Origin of the sequence: Burkholderia sp. PAMC 26561 (assembly GCF_001557535.2) — a bacterium.
GTDB lineage: Bacteria > Pseudomonadota > Gammaproteobacteria > Burkholderiales > Burkholderiaceae > Caballeronia.
The window spans coordinates 707377-720721 of record NZ_CP014309.1 but is presented as its reverse complement, the minus strand read 5'-3'; the positions used below and the strand labels follow the sequence as shown (position 1 = coordinate 720721).

Sequence of the window (13345 nt, the reverse complement as noted above, 5' to 3'; positions counted from 1 at the left end):
CGCTTGCCGTCACCGAAATATTGCGGGAGTCGGACCAAAACGCTTTAAGGCTTGTGTGAGATTTCTGCGGACCTGAAACTCGTTAATTGGGGCGTTTGGGGTTATATGGTCGGTCATGTCGGTCACGCCTAGAAGCCGGCGAACGTCCTGAACGGCAGCTTCTCTATGAAAATGCCGGTCCACGCTGCCGCTGAGTGTTATCCAATCGTTTTCCACATAGACCCCAACCGCATCCGGAGGAACGGAAACGTCCCAGGCCAGCCGATTTACGATCGCTGCTGCAATGTCGTCGTTCCTGCGCTTCGCGTCGAAGGCAAGGTGGACTTGGATGTTGTCCGCAGCCGCCTCGACACCCTTCAGGCGCAGCGCAGCCGCTTCGGAGGAATGTTTTTCCGCAAACGATGTAACGTGCCGGTCAATGTGACGATGCTGGCTGCCGTAACGCCGACATGTGCAGCGGTGACGCTCGGTTCCCAGGCAAGTTCGGATAGAACGGCCTGTTGTAGCTCGCTGTCATTGACTATAAATGCCATGATGTCTCCGGGACCGATCAGGAATGCTTGAAGAATGCAATAAATGATGTTGCTGATGATAGAAGCCGTCGTGCGGTTCCGATAGAGTCGGAAACTACTCAGCACACAGCAGCAGGCCGCGTGGCGACGCCAACTTGGGATCGTGTCGGACGCCGGCGACTAAAGACCGCATCGCCAATGTCTGCATTCGTTGACCCAGGTCAAGCCGAACCTCGTCTACAAGTCTACACTCTCATCGTTAGAAAGCTAATTTCCGCGCAAAAGGGGATTGACGTTGAGAGCGTTCGTGTATCACGGATCCGGCGGAGAATCTCTCCGGAGTGGTAGGCGGGGAAGAGCATACCAAGCCGCCGGACATGTTCCCGAGAGGTGATCGACCACGCAATCATTTCGAAAGGCTTCTGCTCTTTTTGCCAACGGCGGCTGAGCAACAGGCAAAAATGTTTCATGACAAAGCGATCAAAGTGCTCGCCGGCACCGGTGCTGTCGTCCACACTGTCGTTGTAGCATCGATCTCTCGGATACCGGTTGCCGCCCTCGGCATCGGTATCCTTTGCCGTTAGCTTCTGTGGCCGGCTTTTTTATTAATTGCCTCTGCCTGACCTAAAGATGGCGGCATCAAAGAATGTGTTGCCAATCGATGTGGGTAAGGCAGGGGCTAACTTGTGTATTTCTGGGTTTCGACGGGCATGGCTAAGGCGTACGGAGACGCGGCGGCAGATGACCCGTTTCGCGTTGCGAAGGCCTTATCGGAATTCCGACTGCCCTACGGTTCCAAGTGTGTCGGCGTGACAGCTCGATCGGCGACTGTCCTAGGATGCGTCGCATTCGATCGAAGTCAACAGGCTTGACTAGGTAATGATCGATTCCAGACCTCAACCCAAGCTGTCGATCTGTTTCGTGGCCATATCCAGTAATTGCGACAAGAACCGTGTGGTCGAGACTCGATTGTTCTCTGATGCGCGATGCAACCTCGTAACCGTTGAGCCCGGGCAAGCCTATGTTTAGAAGCAACACGTTAGGCCGAAATTCGGATGCGGCTCGAAGCGCGCTATTGCCATCGTGCTTCGTCCTCACGGTATGCCCGAGCATTCCCACCAGCATCGCCGTACTCTCTGCTGTGTCGACGTTGTCATCCACAACGAGAATACGCAACGCGGTCGATGATTTGATACTTGATTCGGTCACCGGCAACGCTAGCTTTGCTGACAATATTGCGATCGGCAGACGTATCACAAATTCCGTCCCTTCGTTCAAGACGCTATGAACGTCGATGATCCCATCGTGCATTTCCACGATACGTTTTACCAACGCAAGGTCCATCCCCAGTCCACCGCGGGAGCGCGCAAGGGACCGTTCTGCTTGTGTGAAGAGTTCGTAAATATGAGGTAGTAATTCCGGAGCTATGCCGACGCCGCTATCTTTTAGGCGCACGAGAAAGACACGACTGTTCAGATTAATCTAAACCAGAAAGTTCCGAAAATATCGTGTGCAACGTTTTGCGGACACTGGCCTCAAGGGCCTGTACTGACCGGTGAACGCGCGTCAAGTTGCGGGTTAGTTGTTGCAGGGTGAGTTCAACGATTACGACAGTTTCCTCCGTCGTCGCGTCGTCTACACGCTGCAGGTGAGCGCCTATTGTCTCGTTCCCTAATTCAGAAAGATGCAATGCGGCGAGTCCGGCATGGCATTGCAAGTCGCAAACGGCTTTCGATAGATCCATCAGCGTCTTCTTGGGCATAGCAAATGCGGAGCGTTGTTGACCGCCTGCCGCAAACGTACCGCTATTTTCCTCGCCTTCGGCGTCATCGATAATGGCAATCGAGGTTAAGCAACATTGGATGTCCGAGAGGATCCAACTTGCATAAAGCTGAGCTTCTCTACTTTGCTGTTTTGCCAACTTCACGCGACTGAACAGGTTAGATTGAGCTATAAATCGGTCGACAAGCATTGCGACTCCAGCAGTGTTAATAAATTACGCCTTCGCTACCATTGTTTGGAAGGTCAACAGCCGCGAACATCGGTTCAAGGACGCCCAGTGTAGCTAAAATCTATAACAATTCGTTGCGGGGTCACGCCCAGCGCAGATCGCGGCGCACCAAAGAATGAGCGCTTTTTATCGGTCTACGGCACCAGGAAGCCAACCCGAAGAAATTATTTGGTCGGGCAGTTTGCCCATGCAAGCCAAAACAAAATACTTATAAATCGGTGCTCTTGTCGCCCAGCAGTTTGAAAAACGGTTTCGCTGTCACCTCTACCCCTCGCTCTGCTACGCAAACTGCTTTTCGTCTAATGTGCGCGTCGACCGGGTGGTGTACTGCGACGTATCGTCGTATATGTCTGCCCGGAATTTCTGACGTACGATGTTAATGTTCTCCCGGAAACACAAGCGCCGATGGTCAATTCGGCACCTGCAGAAGAGATTGATTCCGGTTCGATGAGGTGGGCGATAGCTCTCTTTCGGTCATCGACACAGGCGTGGGTTTTGCGAAATCGAATGCCGTAGATCTAACTCTTCGCCTTCCCATTTCCTTAATCCGCCGTTCAAAACGTCACCCGCTCTATGCCCTTTGCGCCTTGCCGCAACAAACCAACCGGTTTGAGCGAAGCAGGCGACCGACCTGACTTTGTCGCGTTACCTGCAGCCAGGCGGGGAATATCTGACGCTGTTGTGTCACCGAACGGCCTTGATTCGTCAGGCAACTTGAACACCAACACTGCATTGCGTAGCGAGTTGGCCTGCTCAGTGAGGGCGTGCGCGGCTGCCGAAGCTTCTTCCACGAGCGCAGCGTTTTGTTGCGTTACTTCGTCCATTTGGGTGACGGCGGTATTGACCTGTTCGATGCCCATGTGCTGCTCCTGCGACGCGGAGGAAATTTCGCCGACGATATTCGTGACCCGCTGTACAGATCCTACGATGTCGGAAATGATCTGGCCTGCGCCGGCAACCAGTGCCGAGCCCGCATCAACGCGGCAAGTGGACTGGGCGATCAAGCCTTTGATCTCCTTTGCCGCGGCGGCGCTGCGCTGCGCGAGCATGCGCACTTCGGATGCCACCACGGCAAATCCACGACCTTGTTCGCCGGCGCGTGCCGCCTCTACCGCTGCGTTAAGCGCGAGGATGTTGGTCTGGAAGGCGATCCCGTCTATCACCGCAATGATTTCCGCAACCTTGATCGAACTTTCGGCAATGTTACGCATCGTTTCGACTACCTCTCCCATCACGGCACCGCCGCTGGAGGCCGTGCTCGAGGCGGCGTCCGCGAGCACGGACGCCTGACGAGCGTTTTCGGCGTTCTGACGCACGGCGGCAGTAAGTTCTTCCATGCTTGCCGCTGTTTCTTCCAGCGAAGCTGCCTGTTCTTCGGTGCGCGACGACAGGCTCAAATTGCCTGACGCGATTTCAGCGCTCGCGGTAGCTACGCCTTCAGCGCTCTTACGCACTTTGGAGACCACTTGCGCAAGGCTCGATTGCATGTCCTTCAGCGCGCCGAGCAACTGCGCGATCTCGTCCTTGCCGCTTGAATCGAAGTCGAGCGAGAGATCGCCGGTCGCAACGGCGCGTGCGCAGCCCAACGCGCGGCCAAGCGGACGTGCAACCGAGCGGCTAAAGAGGAAGCCTCCAACCATTGCCAACGCCAGCACGGCGAGCATCAGCGCGACGCTGATAGTGGTGGCATGGTGCGCGTCGATGGCGGCTGTTTCGGCGACTTGCGCACTGTCGGCAGCGATCTTCTTCGCAGCCTGTTCGAGCAGCGCCGCGGGTTCCCGGTCGACGCCTGTCACAGCCATGTCGCCGGCCGACGGATCGAATTCGGCGGCCTTGTATGCTTCGAAACCCTTGCGGTAGCCCACGCCCATCGAAACGTGTGCAGCCGCGAATTTGTCGATCAGCGTGCGGCTGTCGCCTTCGGGCAGCTTCGTTTTCAATTCTGCAGCGAGCGCGTCGACAGTCCTTTCGCGGGTCTTAAATGCGCCCCAGTACTTGTTAAGTTTGGCCGGGTCCTTGCCGCGAAGAAGCGTATCCTTCCATTCCTGCACCTGCAGCTTGAACGCGACAAGCGTGGCCGAAATCATCCGCTCGTTAGCAACATTCTGCTGCACAGTAGTGCCGTACGCGTTAATCGACTGGTTGAGCGCACAGATACCGTAAAGCGCGCCGGCAAACATAAACAACAGTGCGGCACCAAAGGCAAGGGGAATTTTTAGGCTGAGTTTCATTAAGGGGCTCGTAAAACAGGACCGCGCTGTATCACGCGGATCGACCACAGCTTATCGGCAGGAATGAGCGGATCTGAAGTGTTCCGTAGCTTGGCCGTTGCTGGCTCCGCGCCCCCCAGACCGCAAGTGAGGTGCCTTGCATACCAGATCACCGTGACTAGCGAAGTCATGGAGGCTTTTCCCACCCGCTACCTGGATTCCTCGCTCGTCGCGTTCGTTTAAGCGACACATTCTAAGCAGCCTCCTAGGCTGGACTGCCGCGGGGGATATGATTCGGGGAAGAAAAGGCGCCAGAATTCGCGACGTTTTTTTTGTCGCCGTAGGAGCCAACGCCCGGGCGTTCGCCTTCAAGTCATATTCCGTATTTAACGAAGCATAAGTGCCATGATGGGCATGGGTTGGCCCGATTTGTACGAACTTTGAGTCGAACGGTTATGCTACTTGAAATGTTCAGCATATTCCCTAAATTTCAACAACGGTCGTGATTAGCTTCATGCATAGGGCAACCTTAACGACCGGTAGTCCGCGCGGCCTCTACGCGCTCTTTCACGGCTGCTAGTACTACTGTGTCATAAAACAAGGTGGCGCAATACAGCAATACGGACATCTCTGTAGTTGCTTGGAGATGTGGGCAGCAATTCGCCAGCGCAGCGTTGCGATCGAATCAGATACGTGTCGCTGCATGCGCTGGGGAGCCGCGTGGGGTGTAGTCCGCGGGTAAGGCAGGTATGCTGCGGACTTCGGAGTTTTTTTTACTGCCTTGACTCAGGCGCTGTGCGACGAGAAACCCGTAGGCGGCAATGCATAGGGATGCGTGATGATGAAAACCCCGCCACCCACGCCCCTCGAAGTGTCCGAGGCCAAACTCCTGCTTGAGATCCTGATAGTCACGCTCAATGCGCCAACGCATTTTGGCAACGTGAACGAGATGTTGCACAACCGTCTCTTCCGGCAAAGTTGAAAGCCAGTATTTGGTCGGTTCGATTTCGCCAATGGGCCATTCGATAAGCAGCCATTCTTCATCGCGTGGTGTAGCCTGCCAATTATCACGGTGAGAGGTCCGCACGCGCAACGCCGCAAAACGGGAACTTAGTGCGGCACGAGTGCCTTCACGCCACGAAACCGTGTGATAGCAAGATGGATCGAGCGCTAGTGCCAGGTCCTTGACCGCGACTGGATTATGTCCCGGTACCCGGCGTTGCAGGCTTCGAGGTCGGCCAACTTTGCCGGTTGAGGGTACAGCCGGCAGCGGGGCAAGTCCCGGTGGCCACACGCGTGTGCTCGACTGGATGCCCACGGCGTATTGCAAGCCGAGTTCGCCAACGCTGGCACGAAACGCTGCGTCGTTTCCATAACCCGCGTCAGCCAGCACCACTGCGTTCGGCGCACCACTTTGCCTTGCCTCACGCAGTTGCGCGATGGCGATCTGCGGCTTGGTCGCAAACTCAATCTCATCGGGCACACCGGCCTGCTGCCGTCTTGCCGGGTCGTCCGCCCATTCCCGCGGCAAGTAAAGTTGATAAGTGACTGGTAGGCTCGCCTCCTCGGTGGCTACAGACAAGCTCACAGCAACCTGGCAATTATCCGGCTTACCCAACTGCCCGCAGTATTGCCGGGCCACGCCCACCGAATGCTTTCCCTTCTTTGGAAAGCCAGTGTCGTCGATGATCCAGTACAGCCCGTTTGACGGGTCCATGTGCGGCAATACCCAGCGCCGAACCTGTTCCATCAATGCGGCGTCAGACCATTCGGATTTTGAAACGAAATGGTGTAGGGACTGATGACGCGCACTCACGCGATGCGGCTCGAGATGGGCTGCCAGCGGCTCGACACTTTTACGCGCAATCGGCAGCATCAACCCTTGGCAATAGCCCACCAGGCCGGCATGGCGATCACTATGTCCAATTGTGTCGCATAGGTGCTCCAGGTACTCATCGAACGATGTCTCCCAGTCCATCGCTTCCTCTTGTAAAGGATGAAGAAGCTCCTATAATGCCATGAATCTTATGACACAGTAGTACTAGCAGGCTGCTGAAATATCGGTCGTTGATGCGTTCGGGTGCATTACGACGGATGCTGAGGGTCGCACTTTTGAAACGCGGAAGACGTTTGCAGGCATTCCACGTTGCTCGCGGGTTCACGATATCGGTGTTACGCCATTGCTTATTGCCCCTCAGCCCGCAAGTGTGCGCATACGCGTCAAGTTGTAGCCAACCTGCGTCAGCACGAAGAGCTGGTCTACGCGTTCAAGTCCCCGATACATGACCTGGCGAATTCGTCCAACTGTCTTGCCCCATCCGAATACCTGCTCAATGCGCTTACGTTTTTGCTGGCTTACCGCGTAACCCGGCCAGCGCGTAGTTCGCTCGTCAATTGCTGAACCTCCCGGACGTCCATCGTTTTGCGCCACATGCGGCGTGACGCAATTCGCGCGACAGCTGGCGACGAAGCCAGCAGTGTCGTAGTTCTTGTCCGCGCCCACCGTAATGCCGAGCGGCGCAACACTTGCGGCATCGGCGAGCATCATCTCGGCCGCGTCGCGCTCGGCGGTGCCCGTCGCCAGCGTCACCTGTGCGTTGACCACCAGCCCGTGCCGGTTGTCGGTCAGTACATGCCCCATATAACAGAGCATCGCTCCAGTTCCCTTGCTCTTGCGAAACAGGCGCGCCTGCTCGTCAGTCGTGGATTGATGCGTCTCGTTACTGCGTTTCCGTCCGCGCCAATTGTCATTCGGCGCGGGCGGTTCGTCAGGAGGCGTGTCATCATCGTCTGGACTTGCCTTGGGCACAAAGCTCTTGTGCCCGGCCCATGCCTGAATCAACGTACCGTCGACGCTGAAGTGTTCGCCAGAAAGATACCCGCGCTCGCGCGCGGTCTCGACTGTCTCGTTGAAGAGCAATACCAGCACGTCGTGTTCGAGCAACCGGTCGCGGTTCTTGCTGAACGTCGAGTGGTCCCACACGGTCCCGTCCATCGGCAAGCCGACGAACCAGCGGAACAGCATGTTGTAGGAAATCTGTTCTACCAGCATGCGCTCGCTACGAATCGAGTACAGCACCTGCAGCAAAAGAGCGCGCACCAGCTTCTCCGGCGCGATGCTCGGGCGGCCTCCTTTGACGTCCGCCTCATACATCCGCGCGAACACATCGTCCATGCGTTTAAGCGCGTCATTGAGCCACGTGCGAATCGGACGCAACGGATGGTCCTTCGGCACGAAATCATCCAGCTTCAACACTGTGAACATAGATTCGGTAAAGCCATCCGGTCCGCGCATCTGTTCCATCTCGTTCTCATTGATGACATCAGTTCAACGTTTACGCCCACGTTCCGGATGACCGCCACACGAGGTATTTCACCAGCCTGCTAGGCCTGCTTGGCAGGCTTTTCCAACAATCCCTTTCCACGTATAACTCGCGCTTAGAAAGGTAAAATAGCCCATTCTTAGTTCGCGAGGACGTTCGCATGAAAATCTATCCGCCGCTTCATCCGGAGAACGACCCTGAGCGAGCCGCGCGCATAAGTGAGGCGATCGCCGACTTTCGTCCGGAAGATGACATGGAAGAAAGATCACGCCAACTGGCGCTTTCTCTTCTGAAAGCCGGCCATTTAATTGCGGCTGAAGCGGAGTTAACCGCTATCTCCGAGCGCCGCCAAGCTGGGCGGTGTTGAGGCGTTAGCGCAAGCGCTGGGTAACGGCAGGCGACTGGCTGAAACGTGGATATCGTTGCTCGCCCCTGGTTGTCACGATGCAGTGGCTCTAGCGAGAGCCAATACGCTCTCCACGCTGACTTTTGCAGAAAATTTCATCGAAAAATTTAGCACGATCGTCGTGGTAACCGAAGCGGCATGCAGGCGCCGCCAAGGGTTCTGTCGCATTAACGATGGTGCGGTAAAGTTCGGGCTGCACTAACCTAGCCTCGGCACACGATGAAGAAGAGCGCGACACCTCGAACGGACCTTGCTGCTAGCATTGCCAAGGTTTCGAAGCGGCTTCATTATCCGCTAGATTTGATGCTGCTATGCGTACGATGGTATGTTGCCTACTCGCTGAGTCTTCGCGATCTTGAAGAAATGATGGCCGAGCGCGCCATCGGTGTCGATTATTAACGGTGCATCGGTGGGTCATTAAGTTGGTGCCACTGTTGGAAAAGACGTTTCGCAAGCACAAGCGCCCAGTGGGCAAGAGCTGGCGCATGGATGAGACGTATATCAAGGTCAAAGGCTCGTGGAAATACCTGTATCGCGCCGTAGACAAGGCGGGTAACACGATCGACTTTCTGTTCAGAGCCAAGCGGGACAAGGTTGCTGCGAGGCGTTTTTTGAAAAGGCAATCGCTCAGAACGGTTCGCCTGAGAGGGTGACCATCGACAAAAGCGGCTCGAATTTGGCGGCATTGCATGCGGTGAACACCGAGCGTGAGACACCCATCAAGGTTCGTCAAGTCAAGTATTTGAACAACGTCGTCGAGCAGGACCATTGGGCAATCAAAGGTCGAACTCGCAGGATGCTGGGGTTTAAAGACTTCGACTGCGCACCTGTCATTCTGAGCGGCATCGAACTCATGCACATGATCAAGAAAGGGCAGATGAAGTGCGCAAACAAAACGCCGCTTTCTGCCGCCAACTAATTCTACTCTCTTGCTTCATAAGCAATGCATAACAATCGCATTTGCTCGACCAGCTTGCCTTACCGCGAGAACCCGGATTTGCCCGTAGCGAGTCATTGAGAGAAACTCGTTTCTCGTCAGGCACCTAAGCCAACGTCCCGCACGTTATCCACAGGCATTTCAATACAAACTGTGGATAACGCGATGATGCTCATCTCACGCGTGTTTTTGAAGCCGGGCGAAGGCCGCGCCAGACGTATTTCGCGGCGCTTGCACCAAACGAAGCAGCAGCACATCCCGGCTTTCGCAAATTGCTCGGGCAAGCACGATTTACCATCGCATACAAACTCGACGCCCGTTAATCACGAATTATTGATGACCGCGGGGCAGCCGTGAAGCTGTTACATATTCCGACCAATCCATGTGTGCCACCCACCTAATTGTCGAAGTCTTCTAGGGATACTCGATCGCTTGTCTCAGGAATTTCAATCTGCTCTAGAACCTTTGAAATACGCTGTTTGTTCAATTCGAACGCGAGCATGAGTTGTCTCGTCGTTGCGTTTGCCGCGCCCAGATATTCGCAAACTGATTTGATCGGAATGGAGAAAGAACAATAACCCCAGCCGAAGCCGTACGCCGAGAACCAAAGCGACTCATCGTAAGAAATAATCGGCTCGGTCATTCTTATCGATTGGGCACTCATGGTCCGCCTTTTTAGTTCGATGTCAAATCGTCACATAGTTCGCTGCTGTTGCGGGTGCGGCAACACTTCGAAAACGTTCGTACCTTGAGGTGCCGCAATTGGATCAACCTACGAGTACACAAGGCCCTCTTTAAAAGCTCAGTACAGTATTAGTGTACCGTTCGGGTCATGTCGAAAGGGCGTATTTATTTTGACGCCGAATCGGTCCGGATTATCTCCTTGATATAGCGCCGGGGAATACATATACGATGCTGCATAAGCGCTGGAGGAGCGGCAGCGATCAGGGGATTGGTGACCTTGCGAGCAAAAGCACCGAAAGGGAGCGTACGCCTTGCGCGCCGTGGATGAGCACGCCCTCGATGTCGGCCGTGGCTGAGGGCCCGGTCTGAAGTACAGCATAGTTCGCATCCCGCCATTCTGGGTGTTGGTAGGCGTGGTGAATGTTTGGAAGTATGTCCGCCGGGTCGAGCAGCACGATCAGGTGCTGCGGCAGGTACCCAAGGGTGTTCACGGTAAGTTGCTGGTCCGTCAGGCAGATTGATCCAGTTTCAGCGACAGCGAACACGGCGCGGACGACACCATAGTCGACATCAGCGAGGTCGGTTGGTTGTGTGCCTGGCGACAGCGTGCGGTTACCGGCGATCTCCGGGACGTTGGAGCAGATCACCTTAGCGTCCTTGAGCTTGGCTTGTACGGATGCCAAAGGGTCGACAAGGTCGTTCACCAACATCTCCCCGCCCATTTTCGCCAACATGTGACCGAACGCGTCCTGCAGATCGGGCGGCGGATTGCCGTCAAACAACGGCACTGCCGGCTCGGGCCGTTCCAGCTTGGGCATGTGCGCTCGGATAGAAGCGAGTATGACGTCGCGGTTGCTCACGGTTTCGTTCCCCCGTCGTCGCCTGACCGGTTGTGGTGATACCACTGGTGAAAGGTTTGTAACGGCGGCGGGGGCATTTCCCGCTCTCTGCCCCAAGTATTAAGGCGGTTGTAGATCACGAACCGCGGCAGGTGTTTCAGCGCGCTGTCCGCCATCGGCAACACCGCCCGGTACAGCTTGGGGCTTGATAGCAGCAGCCCGGCCGCCTTCATCATCGCCTTCTTCGTAACTGGCAGCTCATGCGTCTCTGACATCACCGTGCGCCAGTCGGCTATCTGTTCATGGATGTTGATTTGTTGATTTTGACCGGACACACGTTGGTGCAAGGTATCCGTCAGCGGAACCCGTTAGGGCGGTTGCGCGGCTAAATGTCGACGATCTTTCGCAGTAGAGAGTACGAAACGCGCCAGTGACCATCAGTGTCATTGACGGCAATCGAGGCGGTCTTCGCATTTAGTCGAACGATGATGCCGACGCGCTCGCTCAGGTGCTTGTCGGTGAAGCCAACCGTGTCACCGATGAAGAATTCCTCACGTTGCGTTCTCGGCGGTGGTTTCGGTTCGACATGAGGCTGAGCATTCGAAGTTCCTGGGATGATCGCTGCGTAGAGTACGCCCCAACGGCGTCGAGTTGCGCTGTCCTGAACCACGGCCTGTGTCTGGCGAAGTTCAACTATGGTGCCTTGCGCGGGCGGTCCAAGCGGGTTGTCGCCGACGTAGTTGACGGCCATCCCCAGGTGCAGGCGTTGACGTATTTCGAGAATACGTCGAGGGTCATCAAGCATTTTGCCGATAGCTAGATAGAGGCGATATAGCTCGGCGCTGGGCGCCTGCCGAAGCGAGTCGAGAATGTCCATGGTGTAGAGGTGTTTTAACGGGCGAGCGGCAACAGTTCGTGCACGCGATTGACGGGATACGATGGCAGTTTCTCAAGCGTTCGTTCGAGCCACGCATAGGGTTCGATACCGTTAAGGCGAGCCGTCCCGATGAGGGAATACATGGTTGCCGCCGCCCGGGCGCCTCGTGGAGAACCTGCGAACATCCAATTCGATCTTCCGACGGCAATGGGCCTGATCTGGCGTTCCAGAGCATTGTTGTCTGGCAATAGGACGCCGTTTTCCGTGTACCGGATCAGCGCCTCCCAATGCCGTAACGCATAACCGAATGCCTTGGCAAGCGGCGCTCGTGGGACCAAACCGATGCTGTTCGCCTCGAGCCACTGAAGAAACTGTGCAAGCACCGGCAAGGCTTCGGTTTGCCGTGCCGCGAGCTTGATGTCTGGTGTCTGGTCTTTGACCCGTGATTCAATCGCATATAGCTTGGCGATCCACTGAAGGGCTTGCGCTGCGAGCCCCGGCTCCTTCTGATCCTTAGCAATTTCGAAGAACCGTCGACGGCAATGGGCCCAACATCCAACCTCGATAACATCGCCGCGCGCGTATAGCGCACCATGGCCGCTATACGCGTCAGCCTGCAGATACCCTTTGTATCCGTTTAGGTACAGCAGCGGATGTGCTCCAGCACGCGACTCGGCGAACTCGAACACGACTGCCGGCGGATGGTCGACCCACAAGCCGTTCTCGTTGCGCTGGCCCGCGCCCAGATAACCCCATAATCGTGCTGTGCGCGTTGATGGGTGCCCTCGCTCAAGCAGAGGTAGCGTCGTGTCATCCACGTGCATGCGCGGCGCCTTCAACTGGTGAGCGCGCAAGCTAGGCAGCAGTACCGAGAGTAGCTCGGCCGATGCCAGCTTCCATTCGCACAACGTAGCTCGCGGCAAGTACACGCCACGGCGCGCGTAGCGCATTTCCTGTCGATTCAACGGCAAATGATCGACATAGGTGTTGACCAGGACGTTGGCGAGCAGGCTGGCGCTTGCATTGCTCTTAGGCAACGGCGAGGGCTGAGCGCTTGCGGTCACGATGGTCGATTCGCTGTCCTTCTTCGCCACGTATTTGAAGCGGATGTGCTCAATGACGGTCAGCTTGGACGGCTCGTAATGCAGCGTCTCGCTACGCTCTTCGCCAATGCGTTCGAGCGTATCGAACGCCATCTTCTGTTCGTCGCTCAGATCGTATTCGATGCGTGTACGTGGCAGGTCCTTGGGTAGCGCCGGACGCCCTTTACGGGTGTGACTCTCTACAGGAACGGCGTCTACTGCTGGCGGTGCCGGGATATCCGTGGCGGCGTCAAACAGCTCGGCTTGGCCTGCCAGGCGCTCGGAGCTTACGCCAAAGCGCGCACGGTTCAACTGCGCAATCTGATGCTGGAGGATTTCCAACTGCTCCCACAACACCCGTGCAAGCCGATTCTGTTCGAGCGCGAACGCTTGCAGCGCATCGGGCTCGACGGGAAGATCCGCGACAGTGACGGCGTTGGGTGGCATGTGTTCCATGATGCCTA

Annotated in this window: 12 protein-coding genes and 2 pseudogenes; 2 read left to right on the top strand and 12 right to left on the bottom strand. The window is 56.2% G+C overall.

Annotated elements, in window-relative coordinates:
- Window positions 1-9: 9 nt before the first annotated feature.
- The 7 genes from AXG89_RS45000 to AXG89_RS30065 form a co-directional block, all read right to left on the bottom strand.
- A complete protein-coding gene (locus AXG89_RS45000) occupies window positions 10-261 on the bottom strand; it encodes a BON domain-containing protein (RefSeq protein WP_442861770.1) in 252 nt (83 codons plus the stop codon).
- 95 nt (window positions 262-356) lie between these two features.
- Window positions 357-533, bottom strand: coding sequence for a BON domain-containing protein (locus tag AXG89_RS43655; protein WP_236873534.1), 177 nt, complete (start codon window positions 531-533; stop codon window positions 357-359).
- A 693-nt stretch (window positions 534-1226) separates the two neighbouring features.
- Complete coding sequence (locus AXG89_RS30085; protein ID WP_082771579.1) at window positions 1227-1967, bottom strand: response regulator; 741 nt, start codon at window positions 1965-1967, stop codon at window positions 1227-1229.
- Between the two features lie 22 nt (window positions 1968-1989).
- A complete protein-coding gene (locus AXG89_RS30080) occupies window positions 1990-2484 on the bottom strand; it encodes a hypothetical protein (protein ID WP_062172820.1) in 495 nt (164 codons plus the stop codon).
- Window positions 2485-3077: 593 nt separating this feature from the next.
- Complete coding sequence (locus tag AXG89_RS30075; RefSeq protein WP_082771580.1) at window positions 3078-4754, bottom strand: methyl-accepting chemotaxis protein; 1677 nt, start codon at window positions 4752-4754, stop codon at window positions 3078-3080.
- A gap of 664 nt (window positions 4755-5418) precedes the next feature.
- On the bottom strand, window positions 5419-6711 hold the full coding sequence (locus tag AXG89_RS30070; protein WP_062172822.1) for an IS701 family transposase: 1293 nt from the start codon (window positions 6709-6711) through the stop codon (window positions 5419-5421).
- A 216-nt stretch (window positions 6712-6927) separates the two neighbouring features.
- Window positions 6928-8028, bottom strand: a complete 1101-nt coding sequence (locus AXG89_RS30065; RefSeq protein WP_062174050.1) for an IS5 family transposase — start codon at window positions 8026-8028, stop codon at window positions 6928-6930.
- A gap of 188 nt (window positions 8029-8216) precedes the next feature.
- On the opposite strand from AXG89_RS30065, the gene AXG89_RS30060 reads away from it, so the two are divergent.
- Together AXG89_RS30060 and AXG89_RS30055 are read left to right on the top strand one after the other, a co-directional pair.
- Window positions 8217-8423, top strand: coding sequence for a hypothetical protein (locus tag AXG89_RS30060; RefSeq protein WP_062172824.1), 207 nt, complete (start codon window positions 8217-8219; stop codon window positions 8421-8423).
- Window positions 8424-8681: 258 nt separating this feature from the next.
- Window positions 8682-9381 (top strand): annotated as a pseudogene (locus tag AXG89_RS30055) (IS6 family transposase).
- A gap of 415 nt (window positions 9382-9796) precedes the next feature.
- Here AXG89_RS30055 and AXG89_RS30045 read toward each other — a convergent pair.
- From AXG89_RS30045 to tnpC, 5 genes and pseudogenes are all read right to left on the bottom strand, one after another.
- Complete coding sequence (locus tag AXG89_RS30045; RefSeq protein ID WP_062172828.1) at window positions 9797-10042, bottom strand: hypothetical protein; 246 nt, start codon at window positions 10040-10042, stop codon at window positions 9797-9799.
- A gap of 301 nt (window positions 10043-10343) precedes the next feature.
- Complete coding sequence (locus AXG89_RS30040; protein WP_062172830.1) at window positions 10344-10943, bottom strand: LutC/YkgG family protein; 600 nt, start codon at window positions 10941-10943, stop codon at window positions 10344-10346.
- Window positions 10940-11268, bottom strand: a pseudogene (locus AXG89_RS30035) (lactate utilisation protein LutB domain-containing protein); the annotation flags it as partial. The gene AXG89_RS30040 and the pseudogene AXG89_RS30035, both read right to left, overlap by 4 nt.
- A 39-nt stretch (window positions 11269-11307) precedes the next feature.
- Entirely contained in the window at window positions 11308-11799 is a 492-nt protein-coding gene (locus AXG89_RS30030) for a hypothetical protein (protein ID WP_062172834.1), read from the bottom strand.
- Between the two features lie 14 nt (window positions 11800-11813).
- Window positions 11814-13337 (bottom strand): IS66 family transposase, encoded by a 1524-nt coding sequence (tnpC, locus tag AXG89_RS30025; RefSeq protein WP_062172836.1) that lies wholly within the window; start codon window positions 13335-13337, stop codon window positions 11814-11816.
- Window positions 13338-13345 lie beyond the last annotated feature (8 nt).